The organism is Chryseobacterium sp. SG20098, assembly GCF_031844745.1.
In the GTDB taxonomy this organism is placed as follows: Bacteria; Bacteroidota; Bacteroidia; order Flavobacteriales; family Weeksellaceae; genus Chryseobacterium; species Chryseobacterium cucumeris.
Genome location: NZ_CP134622.1, coordinates 3,550,040 through 3,565,004 on the forward strand (window position 1 = coordinate 3,550,040; position 14,965 = coordinate 3,565,004).

Genomic DNA, 14,965 nt, shown 5'->3' on the forward strand with positions numbered 1-14,965 from the left:
TACCTGTCGGCCTTTTAGCAATCTAATTTTGTCCCGTTGAAATCAACAAAAGATAAGAATAGAAAAATATGAAGACTACCTCTTTCAAAACAGCAATTGCGTTGTTTTCCTTATTAGGACTTATGGGGAAATTAGAAGCCCAGAAAAAAAATGATTTTAATAATCCCGGATTGACTCATTATTTCAATGAAGATCACTCAAGATATATTTCCTTTAGCGGATATGCAGAATTGTGGGCCAGATATACCCAGCTTAACCCTGGAAGCCTTGTCAATAACGAAGCAAAATCAGACCTGTCTGACCTTTCGCTTAGAAGGGTTCGTGTAAAAATGACTTATAAGCCAACAGAAAAGCTGATGTTTGTATTGCAGGGTGGAACTACCAACGTGAATGTCAATGCAAAAGGAAGTAATTATTTTGACCTTCTGGATGCCTACGCTGAATATACTTTTAATGATAAAATTGCTTTTGGAGCAGGACGTTCTACATGGCGCGGCCTCTCAAGATTTACTACAGGACCTTTGAATACGCTGTTATACGACCTTCCAGCTTACGCAACCTCCAATGCGGGAACAACAGATTATACCGTAAGGGAATTGAGTGCCTATATTAAAGGACAGCTCGGAAGATTTGATTACCGTCTGGTAGTGGCTGATCCTTATACCATGGCAACTTCTGATCCGAAACTGAATGTAGCTTCCTTTAGTAAAAACTCCCCCGGAAAAGACTTCTCAGGATATTTCAGATATGCTTTTTTGGACAAGGAAAATATTTCCACTCCCTTTAATGCAGGAACTTATGTAGGGAAAAAGAATGTACTGAGTCTGGGAGCCGGGTTTGATTATATTCACAATGCATTATGGCATCTGGATTCCGGTAAAAATACAGTGAATGATGATATGAAAAGCTTTGCAGTAGATTTATTTTATGATGCACCACTGAATAAAGAAAAAGGAACGTCAATAAGCGCTTATGGGATGGCGATGCATAACGACTACGGACCCAATTATATCCGGTATGTTGGTACCAATAATCCTGCAACTTCTGTAGATGTTACACAAGCGAGTCTGAATGGAGCAGGAAATGCAATGCCTGTTATCGGAACCGGAAATACATATTATGTACAACTGGGAGGAACCCTGCCTTATCTGGACAAAGAAAAGAAAAGTCTTCAGCTTCAGCCTGCCGTAGGAATGCAGCTGTCAGATCTGAAAGGACTTCATGATAATGCTGTGATCTATGATGCAGGAATATCTCTGCTGATGAACGGAATGTCTTCCCGTTTAACCTTTGACGCTCAGAACAGACCTGTTTATACCAATGACCCTTCAAACAATGCCGTAGTTTCAGACCGGAAATGGCAGTTTGTCCTTAAATACAGAATAGATTTTAATTAAAATAAATGACAATGGAAAGAAGAAAATTTTTATTCCGCTCAGTCCAGGCTTCTGCTTTGCTGCTGATCTCAGGAAATATGTTTGCGTCTGCTTTACCCATGTTTAATCCTAAAAAAAAGAAAAAAGTGTACTTCCATTATTTGTTGTTCTGGCTTAGAAAAGACCTTTCCGGGCCTGAGGTAAAAGAATTTGAAAATTTTTTTGAAGGCCTTAAAAAGCTTCCTTATCAGAAGAATCTCCGTTACGGAAAACCGGCAGCTTCCAGCCCGAGAAGTGTTTTAGACAGCACATTTACTTATAATGCTTCTATGGAGTTCGATAGCCTGGAAGAACTTGAAGCATATGGAAAACTTCCTGAGCATCTTGCTTTGGTTCACAAATATAAACCATTCTTTGAAAGAATGCTGGTTTATGATACTGTTTATAATTAAAAATAAAAAATTAAATTTATAATGAAAAATATCATTAAGGGCTTAAGCCTTGTTTTAGTAGTAAGTACTGTAGGATTTATGAATGCACAACACAAAAACCATAAAAATGTAAGTGTCACTTCGGAGACCTCCACTGAGTTTATTCCTGCTATAAGACTAATCAACAATCCTGACGGATCATGTACTTTTGAGAAAGGGAAAATCCCCACTCTTAAACACATGAATACCACAACATTCTGGATGAGCAATAAAACGGAGGAGTGGGAAAAAAATGCTCATCCGGCTCCCAGAAGACAATATGTGATTACCATCAAAGGAAATATAAAATTTAAAGTAACGGATGGCTCCACTTTTATGATTAAACCGGGAGTAGTTCTTCTTGCTGAAGATCTTAAAGGAACCGGCCACAGCTGGGATATGGTGAAAAGCAAAGAATGGGAGAGACTCTATATTCCGATTGCTGAAAATGCCGATGATTTTTTTATCCCGGATGCTCAATAGTTACAAGTCAATCTCTTTATAAGGGGTATATAATTCGTTATGTTTGAAGCAGTCAGTTTTGACTGCTTTTTTCTTTTGAAGAATTATTGTAGAAATTCTTTAATAACAGCTCTGGCTTCCTCAATGCTATTGCTGATTCGGGCAATTATTTTTCCGTTTTCATCGATGATGAAATGAAGAGGATAGCTTGTAGCATTCACTTTTTTTTGGAAGTCTTTGTTTACATCAAAGAAATTAATCCAATCCGCATTATTTTTCTTTAAAATATTCCTGGCAATCTCCATTCTATTGGGTTTTTGCTCGTCTGTAATTGTAATGAAGTTTACATTTTGACCTTTATATTCATGATACAGATTCACAATTTCAGGCATACTTTTTATGCAAGGGGCGCAAGTCGTTGACCAATAATCAATAAAGGTTAATTTATATTTCTTAAAATCTTCCGAAGTCAGTTTATTCCCCTTTTCAAAATAAATGTCAGGTATTTTTTGTCCAATGGATGTAGATTGTTCTGCGTTTAAACGGGCTTCAACACCTTTGTATAATGCGTTTTGTTTAAATTTTGCGGAAAATAAATTTAAGTTTTTCAAATAAGCAGGATGGTAATCGTTAAGAGTATAATCATTCACAATTTCCCATAATGCAACATACGAATTGGGATTTTTCCTGATGTATTCTCCTAAAAATTCCTGTTTTTTATCTATATTGATCAAGCTATCACCTTGATAGGGATTTTTTGATTTTATATAAAACGGTTCCAATGATTTTTGTAAAATCTTATATTCTCTGTTGGTAGGGGAGTCTATATTAAGTTCTACATTATTAAAGTCTTTGGGTAAATCAATTTTATATTTTCCTCCTTCTAAGAAAAATACTTTTGTACTATAACCCGCTTTACCGTTCTTTCCCATATAACCAAACGCTACTGGTTGAGGGTATTCTGTAAAACCACTTGCAATATTTTTCTTTTGAATCTTAAAATAATAAATAGAATGTTTCATCCTGATCTTTTTTCCAAAATCAGAAATGTTGTTGTTGGTTTGTATTTTGAATGTATAAAGCTCTCCGAACCCGTTTCTGGTGGCTGGAGCTCCTAACATAAGGCTATCATTAATGTATGAATCTGAACTGAGATCAATTTCAAAATTATTCTGAGAATAAAGAAAATTCGAAATAAGAATTAATAATGCATAGAAAAGTTTCTTCATAAAATATTTTGTGACGGAACGAACTTACAAAAACTTTTATATATAAAAAATCCCTGCGCTTTAAAAACACAAGGATTGTAATTATTTCTGTTAAATATTTTCAGAATTTTATTCTTCTGACTAAGGAAGAATGTATAATTCAATTTCAGATATGAAAATCTGTCGTAAGTTTATGATAATTAAGAGAATTTCTTAAAAACAACAGTTGCATTATGTCCTCCGAATCCAAAGGCATTACTCAACGCAAAATTGATGTTTTTTTCTTTTGCTTCTCCGAAAACAATATTGATATCCTGAGGAATATTCTCATCAATACTGTGAAGATTGATTGTTGGAGGAATAATTCCATTCTGAATAGCCTTGATTGAAAGAATGGCTTCTACCGCTCCGGCAGCACCCAGCAAATGCCCGGTCATGGACTTTGTGGCACTGATATCAAGGTTTTTACTTCCCTTAAATGCTTTATTGATGGCTGTTAATTCAACCATATCTCCTAATGGAGTGGAAGTAGCATGAGGGTTAATATAATCAATGTCTTCCATGTTAGCTCCTGCTTCTTTCACGGCCAGTTGCATTGCTTTGATGGCTCCTGCTCCTTCCGGATGGGGTGCTGTCATATGATAAGCATCTGCCGTCATGGCGGCTCCGGCTAATTCTGCATAAATTTTTGCTCCTCTGGCAACAGCATGTTCGTATTCTTCAAGCACCAGTGCACCTGCACCTTCACCCATTACAAAACCATCTCTGTCTGCATCATAAGGACGGCTCGCGCTAGCAAAGTCATCATTCCTTGTAGACATGGCTTTCATAATAGAGAATCCTCCGATGGATGCCGGAGTGATAGCAGCTTCGGAACCTCCACTGACAATTACTTTTGCTTTCCCGAGACGGATATAATTGAAAGCATCCATCAATGCTGTATTTCCCGTAGCACAGGCAGAAACTGTAGTATAATTGATTCCCTGAAGCCCATATTTCATAGAAATCATTCCTGAAGCCATATTGGCAATAAACTTCGGTACAAAGAACGGATTGAAACGTGGTGTTCCATCTCCAGCAGCGAAATCCATTACTTCTTTTTCAAAAGTCCACATTCCGCCCTGTCCTGTTCCCCAGATCACTCCTGTATCAAAAGGATCCATCTTTTCAAGTTCCAGGCCGGAATCCTGAATGGCTTCTGATGAGGCATACATGGCATATTGTGTAAACAAATCACTTCTCTTGATTTCGTTATGATTCAGATATACTTTAGGATCAAAGTCTTTTACCTCACAGGCAAAATGAACTTTAAACTTTTCCGTATCGAAATGGGTAATGAGTCCTGCTCCGCTGACTCCTTTAATACTGTTTTGCCAAAATTCTTCGACATTATTTCCCAAAGGCGTCACTGCGCCCAGACCTGTAATGACAACTCTCTTCATACTTAGTTATTGATTTTGAATAAATTAGAGGTTCCTCTTGCGATCAATCGTGTTTTGTCTGCGTTCCATATCTCGCATTGTGCATTTACGAATTGTTTACCTCTTTTAATGATTTTAGTTTCGGCTACAATATTATCATTTTCTTTTGCAGTTGAAAAATAATCGATGACATTATTTATCGTGGTAATGAAAGAATTTTCATTTAAAGAAAACATAGTAGCGCCAATGATATCGTCTATAATGGCAGCGGTAACTCCACCGTGGAGGTTTCCTATAGGATTCAGCCATTCCGGTCTTATGGTATATTGAAATTCCAGCTGACCTTCTTCTGCAGAAAGAACAACAGGATTGAGCCATTTCATAAAAGGAGAAGGTGACTGGTCAAATTCTTTTCCGATGAATTGTTTTAATTGTGCTAATCTATCCATACGTGCGTTTTTATTTTTCTAAAATCATCGTTACTCCCTGTCCACGTGCTGCGCAAATGGATATAAATCCTTTTCCACTGCCTTTTTCATGGAGAAGTTTTGCCAGTGTTGCGATAATTCTTCCTCCCGTTGCTGCAAAAGGGTGGGCGGCTGCGAGACTTCCTCCTTTTATATTCAGTTTACTTCTGTCTATTTTCCCAAGAGCTTTTTCCAATCCGAATTTTTTGGCCAGCTCATCATTTTCCCAGATTTTTATTGTGGCTAAAACCTGTGCTGCAAATGCTTCGTGAATTTCATAATAATCAAAATCAGATAAATTCATGCCTGCTTTTTTAAGCATTCTCTCTGCTGCAAAAACAGGGGCAAGAAGTAAATCTTGTTTATTTTCTACATATTCTATTCCTGCGAGTTCAGAAAAGCTGATATAGGCTAAGACAGGAAGGTTATTGGCTATCGCCCATTCTTCACTGGCCAGCAAAACTGCAGAAGCACCATCTGTAAATGGAGTTGAATTTCCTGCCGTTAAGGTTCCTTTTTGCTTATCAAAAGCAGGTTTCAGTTGTGAGAGCTTTTCAATACTGCTATCGCGTCTTAAGTTATTATCTTTCTCTAAACCAAAAGCAGGAGTAATCATATCATCAAAAAATCCTTCATCATAAGCTTTTGCCATATTCTGGTGGCTTTTTAAGGCTAGTTCATCCTGTTCTTCTCTGGAAATCTTGTAATATTTGGCGGTAATTTCTGTGTGTTCACCCATGACAAGACCTGTTTTGGGTTCCTGCCCTTTATAGGGAATTGGCATCCAGTCTTTCAGCTTCGGGTTTAGCAGTTGTTTTATTTTTCTAAATGCTGATTTTTCTTTATTCGCTTGTAAAAGAGCTTTTCTTAATCTTGGTGAAGATTCGAATGGAATGTTACTCATCGCTTCCACTCCGCAGGCAATGCCACAATCTATCTGCCCCAGGGCAATTTTATTTCCGATATAAATAGCAGCTTCAATTCCTGTATCACATGCCTGTTGTAGATCACATGCAGGTGTTGCAGGGTCAAGAGTGGTATTCATCACTGTTTCTCTGATGAGGTTGCTCTCAGAAATATGTTTGATGACTGCGCCACCCGCAACTTCTCCGAGTCGTTTTCCTTTTAAATGATAACGATCTATTAATCCGTTCAGAGAAGCAAGCAGAAGATCCTGATTGCCCTGCTCTGAATAAGCGGTATTCATTCTGGCAAAGGGAATTCTGTTGTATCCTACAATAGCCACTTTTTTTGTTTCCATATGGTATTATTTATGATGGAAGAATATTGAGTTCATGATCAATCATATGACTGACTTTATCTAAAGCGTGGTTGAGAAAACTTTGGTCACCCATTGTTTTTGAAAGTAGAATTCCACCTTCAATAAGCATGATGAATAAGGACGCATATTGCTCAGCATTCACTTTTTTATTAATTTCCCCTTTACTTTGTCCTTCAGCAATGGAATTTGATATTTTTGTCATCCATTGTTCAAAAGACCTTTTCACCTGTGCTTTTAAGGCAGGAAAAGAATCGTCAGCTTCCGTAGCAGCATTCATTAACGGACAGCCGCCGTTGGCAAAGACAAACTTCCAGTTTTTCCGGTAAAAATCTACAAAAGCATGCAGTTTATCCAATGAAGTTGGATACTCATTACCAAAAGAGCGGCTAAGTGTTTTGCCCAGTAATCCCGCATTGTATTTATAAACCTCAATGGCTACTTCATCCTTGTTTTCAAAATTTCCATAGATGCTGCCTTTCGTCAGTCCGGTTGCCTGAGTAATGTCAGACAGCGATGTGGAAATATAACCCTTGGTATTAAAAAGGTTTGCTGTTTTCTCGATAATATGCTGTTTCGTTTTTTCTGCCTTCGACATTATAAATGTTTAAATATGATGCAAATATACAAAAATATACCAATCGGTATATTTTATTTAAAAAAGTTTAATCAGGTAATATTCTAACTTTTAAGTTTTGGCTGAGGCTAATGGATTCTTTTTAAATTAAAAAACGGACTAAAAGCCCGTTTCTATTGATATTGAATGATTACTTAAATTAGTTTTCCAACGTAGCATTCAATGTGATTTCAAAGTTGAATGCTGCACTTACAGGGCATCCTTCTTCAGCAATCTTAGCAAATTTCTGGAATTCTTCTTCTGAGATTCCCGGAACTTTAGCAGTAAGAGTCAGTTCAGATTTTGTAATCTTACCAATATTGGGATCAAGGGTAATTACAGAAGTCGTCTTTAATTCTTCAGGATTATAGCCTGCCTGAGATAATTCTGCATCCAGTTTCATGGTGAAACATCCTGCGTGGGCTGCTGCCAGCAATTCTTCAGGGTTGGTACCTACACCATCCGCAAAACGGCTGTTGAAAGAATATTGAGTCTGGTTTAAAGTTGTACTCTGAGTTGTTAAATGTCCTTTTCCTTCTTTAATGGTACCGTTCCAAACGGCTGTTGCGTTACGTCTCATAATGTTTGTTTTTGTATTTAGTAATGTTGTTTGATTTTGATGTTACAAAGGTATATCTATGGCGGGGAGTATTCAATAGATAAAATGACTTAACTATTGTACTTTTTTCCCGTGATGTAATTTTTTTTAAAATTTACCGGTGTGCTTCCCGTTTTATTCGTGAAAAGGCGGTTGAAATAGGCGGGATCTTCATAACCCAGATCATAAGCAATTTCTTTGACAGGTTTATCCGTATAAAAAAGTAACCTTTTTGCTTCTAATAAAATTCTGTTAATAATAAACTGGTTGGGAGACTCCAGCTTTAAGTTTTTAAATTTATGAGTTAAAGTTTTCGGAGCGATGTGAAGAAGCTCTGCATAATCAGCAACATTGTGTTTTTCTCTGAAATGAATTTCCAGATGTCTGCTGAAATCTCTGAAAATATGAAGCTCACTGCCTGGTATTTTGAGCGTATCATTATCCAGATTTTGTTTCTTCCACTTGCGGGTAGCCCTAATGATGATCTGTTTTACATAGGTTCTAATCATTTCCTCTGCCGAAGAATCCTTCCCTTCAAGTTCATCCTGAATATTTTGAAACAAACTTTTTATAAGAGACGTTTCTGAATCATCAAGTTCTACAAAAGGAATTTCAAATACGTTATGAAAGAGAAGGCCGTCACAAGCGACTTCTTTATCATGGATCTGAATACAGTAAAAATCCCGGTTGTAGAAAAGAAGAATAGATTCATCTTTGCCTTTTTGGATACTCAAATGTTGGTTGGTGAGGAAGAAAAGTGAAGGTTTCTTTGTTTTATAATGATTAAAATCTACTGTAAGTTCATATCCTGAAGGAATAAAAAATACTTTAATATCTGAAGAGAATCGACTTCCGTTGAAATTCTCCAGATTTTCTTCTGAAAATACTTCCAGTCCGAGTCTTTTATAATGATCTTCAAAAATAAGCTGTTGCGGCATACTTTAACTTTAGTTTAAAGATAAAAAAAAAGCATGATTTGAACTGTATTAAATTACTTAACCTATGATTTCTTATGTTGGATATAAAAAATTGAAATAAAATAAATTCAAAATATGTTTTTACATTGATATTATTTTATCATTTTTACAAAGATTTGTATTGTAACCTAAAAGTATTAACCTTTTTTCATAACTGCCTGTATGAGCGAATTAGAAAATATTCTGAGAGAAATAACTCCACTATCTCCTGAGGATAGTTTTCTCGTGTTTGACAGGATTAAAGCCTCATTTGACTTTCCATATCACTATCATCCGGAAATTGAAATCAACTTTATTTATAAGGGGAAGGGCTACCGAAGAATGATCGGAGACCATACCGGAGAGATCGGAAATATAGAGTTGGTGCTGGTAGGACCCAATTTACCACACTGTTGGGCAAATTACAGATGTAAGAACAGAAAAACCCACGAAATCACCATACAATTTAATCAGGATTTCTTTCAACAGTCACTGATGGAGAAAAATATCCTGAAACCTATCAATAATCTGATGAAAGACTCCATCAGAGGAATTCTTTTTTCTACCGAAACGGCTGAGAAACTAAAAGATTCGTTTCTCAATCTTTCAAAGATGAACAGCTTTGAATCTTTTATAGAAATTATGAAAATTCTGAATGAACTTGCCGTTGCAGATAATAAAACACTTTTATCCTCATATAGTATTGAGCTTGAGTCTTTTGCAGATAATGATAAAATGAAGATTGTTCATGATTTTGTTCATAAAAATTTTGAGAACAAAATAACGCTGGATAATGCAGCATCATTGGTGAATATGAGCAATGTGACGTTTAACAGATTTATCAAAAAAAGAACAGGGAAAACTTTTGTTAATTATCTTAATGAAATTAGAATAAGTTATGCTGCGCGCTGGTTGATGGAAAAAAATCTTACTGTTTTTGAAATTGCTTTTGAGGCAGGTTTTAATAATATTGCGAACTTCAATAAGGTATTTAAATCCATCAAAAAGACAACTCCAACCGAATTTAAAGAACAATTTAAAGGAGTTAAAAAGATTGAATAATATGTATTAAAAATGTACAGCTTTCTGTTTTATATCTTATCTGACATCCTGTAATTCCGTCCAGAAATCTACTTTTATTTTGTCCAAATATCAGAATAAATCCCCTTTTTTTAATTGTTCGGGAAGTGTTGTATTTTGTTGATATTTAAAGTGTTAATGGCTTTTAATTTTGATTGCTGAAAAAATAATATCGTTTTATGATAAAATAGTATTATATCAGACTGGCAACAAAATTTAGATTTGTGAATGTGAATTAAATCTTAACAAAACTTTAAATTATTTAATACTTAAACGGCAAAATTTTGTTGAAAAAACAATAATTTTTTTTGTATTAAAAAATAAAGTAATGTCACTGATTCTCAATTAAATCTAACGAATCTATACCTTATGAGAAAAGCAGTTATACCCGTTCTGTTCGTTTTTTCACTTACTGCGAATGCACAGGAGAAAAAAGCAGCCGACACTACGAAGACAACCAGTATTGAGGAGGTCGTGGTCACCTCTTTGGGGATAAAAAGGCAGGCCCGCTCTTTGACGTATTCCAGTCAACAGATTGGCGGGGATGAGCTTACAGAAGTGAAAACTCCCAATCTATTAAATTCGATCAACGGAAAGTTTCCAATGTGCAGATCAACAGAACCAATGGTGTAGGTAGCTCCGTAAGGGTGGTCATGAGAGGAGATAAGTCTGTCAACAGTGCACAGCCACTGTATGTGATTGATGGTATTCCTATTATCAACGGAACAGGAAAATCAGCAGATATCGGACAGTATTCCAATATGCCGGATCCGGGGGATGTATTGAGCTCCATCAATCCTGATGATATTGAAAGCATCAACTTCCTGAAAGGAGCTTCTGCTTCTGCATTGTACGGTTCTGCCGGAGGTAACGGAGCTATCCTGATTACGACTAAAAAAGGACGTGCAGGGAAAAGTTCAATTACTTACAGCTCCAGCCTTACAGTGGACAGGGCTTATAGTCTTCCAAAACTACAGCACAGTTATCTGTCTTATGACCCTTCTGTATCGGGATCACAGCCGGGACAGTCGGTAGAAAGCTGGGGCGCAAAAGGATCTTCTAAAGATTATCTTAAAGACTTCCTTCAGACAGGAACAACTTGGGTAAATAGCCTTTCTTTCCAGTCAGGAAATGAGAGATCAACAAGTTATTTCTCAATCGGAAATACCACCAACAAAGGAGTGGTTCCCATGTCTTATTTTGATCAGTATAACGTTTCTTTCAGAAATTCAAGTAAGTTTCTGGATGATAAATTAACATTAGATGCCAACTTCATCGGTTCATTACAGGAAAGTAAGAACAGACAGACTCCCGGAGCATCTTTTTCTCCTTTGACGAGTTTGTACTGGTTGCCAAGAGGTGTAGATTTTGATCAGTATGGTCCAGATAATTACACTTACTTAAATAAAGAAAGATTTTTACCTGCTCAAAACTGGTGGGAGGTTAATCCCGATGGAAGTTTTAAAGGAAACCCTCCAACACAGAACCCTTATTGGATTTTAAACCGTAATCCGGTTACTGTAAGCAATAAAAATACCTATGGAGCGCTTTCATTATCTTACCAGATCAATCCCTGGTTAACGGCAAGAGTAAGAGGAAATTATAGCTGGAATATTTCAGACAGTCAGCGTGATATTGCTGCTTTTTCAGCACCTACTTTACTGGCTGTTAAGGAAGGAATTAATGGAAGAATTCTTAAGAATACCTATGAAAACTCTTCAACATATGGGGACGTTTTGCTTATCGGTAGTCCTAAAATTAGTGAGTCTTTCTCTTTAGATTTTACGTTAGGAGCAAGTATCAATACAACAAGAAATAAAATAGGACAAATTGATAACGCATATCTGACAAACCCTAACCTTTTCACTGTGAGTAATCTTGAATGGGGTAAAAAAAGATCCCCTGGTGATGGATATCATAATATCTATACCAATATGAAGAAGCAGGTACAATCTGTATTTGCAAGTGCTACAGTAGGGTATAAAAATATGTTTTATGTGGATATGACTTTTAGAAATGACTGGGATTCCAGTCTGGCCTTAACAGGGAGAACGGGATTTGACTATGAATCTGTAGGAGCTAATGCTGTATTATCTTCTGTTTTCAAACTTCCGGAAGTCATTAGTTTCTGGAAAGTAAGAGGATCTTATGCAACGGTAGGATTAGGGTTGCCTACCAATATTTCCAATGCTATGATTGGATATAATAAAGGATATACTGTTGGCGTAGATGCGGGAACACTTGTGTTTCCAAAGAGTTCATTCATTACTGATCCTAAGTATAAAGACCTGTTTCCGAAACCTGAATTTAATAAAACTTTTGAAGTTGGAACAGAGCTAAGGATGTTTAGTAATAAATTAAGTTTTGATATTACTTACTACAACTCCAATACGAGTAATCAATTGTTAGAAACAAAAATAGATTCTTATTTCGGAGGAATAGCTCCTGGATCATATTATATCAACGCAGGAAAAATCCGAAATACAGGTTTTGAATCTTCATTGTCATATAAGGTCTTCAGTTCAGAAAAATTTGGATGGACAACTACATTAAATGCATCGGCTAACAAAAATACTATTGTTGAATTATTTCCACCAAGCTTACCTATATCAGAAAACCAACTTTTCTCATTAACAGGTGGAGGGGAATACACCAAACTGAAATTAGGAGGATCTTTTGGTGATCTTTACGGAATTAAGTTCAAAAGAGATGATCAGGGACGTATTTTAGTGAATGAAAAAGGAATCCCATTAGCAGAAGGTACTCCTTCTTATCTGGGTAATCCGAACCCTAAGTTTATTATGGGATTCAATAACTCCTTTAACATTGGTAAGCTGGGAATCTCTTTCCTTATTGATGGTAAATTTGGAGGGAAGGTACTTTCCCTTACAGAAAAAGCAAACGATATCTATGGAGTTAGTCAGTCTACAGCTGATGCAAGAGATGCAGGCGGGGTATCTATTCCAAATGCAGTATATGCACCGGGAACACCAAATGCGGGACAGGCTTACACGGGTTTAACTAATGCGAAAGATTACTATAAAGCAGTAGGAACAACAGAAGGGTTTGGAAAAGGTATTGATGAAGCCTATCTGTACAGTGCTACAACAATACGTTTACGCCAGGCTTCCATTTCATATACTTTCGATATTCAATCTAAATATATGAGAAACGCAACCGTAAGCTTAGTAGGAACCAACTTATTTTTCTTCTACAAAAAAGCACCATTTGATCCTGAGCAGGTATCAGGAAATACACCTGGTGGAGTAGGGGTAGATTCATTCGGATTACCGGTTACCCGATCTATTGGATTATCATTAAAAGCTAACTTTTAACTTTTACAATTAAGAAAATGAAAATCAATCATATTAAAATATTGGCATTCGGAGCTGTACTGTTATTTTCTGCTTCAGGATGTACTAATGACTTTGAACAGTATAATCAGGAAAAAGCAGGAGGTCCTGAAAATTTTTATGCTGATTTCATCGCTGTTGTTGATCCCATGAAATCCATGCAGAGAGGATTACAGTCAGATTATCAGCTGTACCCTAACCTTAGTGCAGATATGTACAGTGGAATGTTCAGTACAGCAACACCATTTAACGGAGGGGTAAATAATCTAACCTATTCAATGATGGATGGATGGAATAACAGAATTATTGCCAGACAACAGGATATTTTCAATTACTCTCTTATTATTGATAATACGGCTAAGGAAATCTATAAAGGAGTAGATTTTACAGGAACATTTGCTGTAAAAAAGATTTTGAAAGTCATTACAGCCGCAAGAGTTTCAGACAGTCATGGCCCTGTAGTTTACAGCAAATATGAAAAACCCAATCCGAATGGAGTAACTGATTTTGATTCTCAACAGGAAGCCTACAACTATTTTATTGCTGATCTTACTGCAGCTATTAACGATTTGCAGAAAGTAATTGCCATGTCAGCAACACAGAATGTAGAAGATAAATCGGCATTGAAAAAAGCAGATTTAGTATATGGCGGAAATATGGCTCAATGGGCAAAATTTGCCAATTCATTAAAGCTGAGGTTAGCCATGAGAATGAGCTATGCTGATCCTGTAAAATCTAAACAATATGCAGAAGAAGCACTAGCTTCACCTGCAGGATTGATTACTGACAATGCAGATAATGCGTTGATCAGTGTAGGACAGTCAGAATTGAGTTTTATCATCTATTCATGGGGAGATTGTTTAATTGGTGCACCATTGATGGCATATATGAACGGATACAATGACCCAAGACTTCCGGCATATGCTATTCCTGCATCTGATCCAAGCTTACAGGGAAAATATATAGGAATACGTCAGGGCATTGATTTATTAAATGGTAAATCAACGTACGGAGGGTTCTCGCAGCCACAGGCAAAATCTGCCAGCGGAGATTATTTTTCCGGTACCGATGGTAAAATGAAATTATTCACCGCTGCAGAAACATGGTTCCTTAGAGCTGAAGCTGCTTTGAGAGGATATGCAGGAGCAGGAGATATTCAAACCAACTATACAACCGGAGTTCAGCAGTCTTTCGGAGAATGGGGGAAAAGTGCTAATGTTGCTGCTTATCTTGCCGATAATACTTCTACTGAAGCACCTTATATTGATCCGAAAAATGCAGACAATAAAGTACTTGTTGGAAACCCCCAGTTAAGTACCATTACCATTGCATGGAATAACGGTGATACCAACGAAAGAAAATTAGAAAGAATTATTACCCAAAAATGGCTATCCCTTTATCCAAACGGACCGGAAGCATGGGCTGAGCAGAGAAGAACAGGATATCCGGTTCTTTTCAAGGTAAGAAAAAATGATAGCGGCGGAGCGATCAGTACAGAAGGAATGATCAGAAGAATTCCTTTCACTATTGATACAAAAACATCATTATATAACTATCAGCAGGCTGCACAGATGCTTAATGGGCCTGACACCGGAGGAACAAAACTTTGGTGGGATAAGAAATAAAAAATATTCAGAATCACTCATTAATAAAGAGACATCTCAAGATCAGATTTTTAT

14 protein-coding genes are annotated in these 14,965 nt (G+C 36.6%); 7 read left to right on the forward strand and 7 right to left on the reverse strand.

What is annotated here, in order from left to right; all coding sequences use genetic code 11:
• Positions 1 to 68: 68 nt before the first annotated feature.
• The 3 genes from RHP76_RS16275 to RHP76_RS16285 are packed head-to-tail and all read left to right on the forward strand — an operon-like array spanning position 69 to position 2,329.
• A complete protein-coding gene (locus RHP76_RS16275; RefSeq protein WP_277693766.1) occupies positions 69 to 1,397 on the forward strand; it encodes a porin in 1,329 nt (442 codons plus the stop codon).
• Between the two features lie 11 nt (positions 1,398 to 1,408).
• Positions 1,409 to 1,828, forward strand: coding sequence for a Dabb family protein (locus RHP76_RS16280; protein WP_183037424.1), 420 nt, complete (start codon positions 1,409 to 1,411; stop codon positions 1,826 to 1,828).
• Between the two features lie 21 nt (positions 1,829 to 1,849).
• The gene (locus tag RHP76_RS16285; protein ID WP_228432347.1) at positions 1,850 to 2,329 is read left to right on the forward strand and encodes a cupin domain-containing protein; all 480 of its coding nucleotides are present in this window, start codon (positions 1,850 to 1,852) and stop codon (positions 2,327 to 2,329) included.
• 83 nt (positions 2,330 to 2,412) lie between these two features.
• On the opposite strand, the gene RHP76_RS16290 is transcribed toward RHP76_RS16285, so the two are convergent.
• The 7 genes from RHP76_RS16290 to RHP76_RS16320 form a co-directional block, all read right to left on the reverse strand.
• Positions 2,413 to 3,537 (reverse strand): TlpA family protein disulfide reductase, encoded by a 1,125-nt coding sequence (locus RHP76_RS16290; RefSeq protein WP_120232468.1) that lies wholly within the window; start codon positions 3,535 to 3,537, stop codon positions 2,413 to 2,415.
• Positions 3,538 to 3,716: 179 nt separating this feature from the next.
• A complete protein-coding gene (fabF, locus tag RHP76_RS16295) occupies positions 3,717 to 4,958 on the reverse strand; it encodes a beta-ketoacyl-ACP synthase II (protein ID WP_062673235.1) in 1,242 nt (413 codons plus the stop codon).
• A 2-nt stretch (positions 4,959 to 4,960) separates the two neighbouring features.
• The gene (locus RHP76_RS16300) at positions 4,961 to 5,386 is read right to left on the reverse strand and encodes a PaaI family thioesterase (protein WP_062673236.1); all 426 of its coding nucleotides are present in this window, start codon (positions 5,384 to 5,386) and stop codon (positions 4,961 to 4,963) included.
• 10 nt (positions 5,387 to 5,396) lie between these two features.
• Positions 5,397 to 6,665, reverse strand: a complete 1,269-nt coding sequence (locus RHP76_RS16305; RefSeq protein ID WP_311228591.1) for an acetyl-CoA C-acetyltransferase — start codon at positions 6,663 to 6,665, stop codon at positions 5,397 to 5,399.
• 10 nt (positions 6,666 to 6,675) lie between these two features.
• A complete protein-coding gene (locus tag RHP76_RS16310) occupies positions 6,676 to 7,281 on the reverse strand; it encodes a TetR/AcrR family transcriptional regulator (RefSeq protein ID WP_311228592.1) in 606 nt (201 codons plus the stop codon).
• Positions 7,282 to 7,459: 178 nt separating this feature from the next.
• Positions 7,460 to 7,879 (reverse strand): OsmC family protein, encoded by a 420-nt coding sequence (locus RHP76_RS16315; RefSeq protein WP_002982623.1) that lies wholly within the window; start codon positions 7,877 to 7,879, stop codon positions 7,460 to 7,462.
• 89 nt (positions 7,880 to 7,968) lie between these two features.
• Entirely contained in the window at positions 7,969 to 8,835 is an 867-nt protein-coding gene (locus RHP76_RS16320) for a helix-turn-helix domain-containing protein (protein ID WP_311228593.1), read from the reverse strand.
• 201 nt (positions 8,836 to 9,036) lie between these two features.
• Between RHP76_RS16320 and RHP76_RS16325 the strand changes: the two genes are divergently transcribed.
• From RHP76_RS16325 to RHP76_RS16340, 4 genes are all read left to right on the forward strand, one after another.
• Complete coding sequence (locus tag RHP76_RS16325; protein WP_311228594.1) at positions 9,037 to 9,915, forward strand: AraC family transcriptional regulator; 879 nt, start codon at positions 9,037 to 9,039, stop codon at positions 9,913 to 9,915.
• A 387-nt stretch (positions 9,916 to 10,302) separates the two neighbouring features.
• Positions 10,303 to 10,566, forward strand: coding sequence for a hypothetical protein (locus RHP76_RS16330; protein WP_311228595.1), 264 nt, complete (start codon positions 10,303 to 10,305; stop codon positions 10,564 to 10,566).
• Complete coding sequence (locus RHP76_RS16335) at positions 10,539 to 13,268, forward strand: SusC/RagA family TonB-linked outer membrane protein (protein WP_311228596.1); 2,730 nt, start codon at positions 10,539 to 10,541, stop codon at positions 13,266 to 13,268. Before RHP76_RS16330 ends, RHP76_RS16335 begins: the two co-directional genes overlap by 28 nt.
• Positions 13,269 to 13,285: 17 nt before the next feature.
• Positions 13,286 to 14,911, forward strand: a complete 1,626-nt coding sequence (locus tag RHP76_RS16340; RefSeq protein WP_311228597.1) for a SusD/RagB family nutrient-binding outer membrane lipoprotein — start codon at positions 13,286 to 13,288, stop codon at positions 14,909 to 14,911.
• The last annotated feature ends 54 nt before the right edge of the window (positions 14,912 to 14,965 follow it).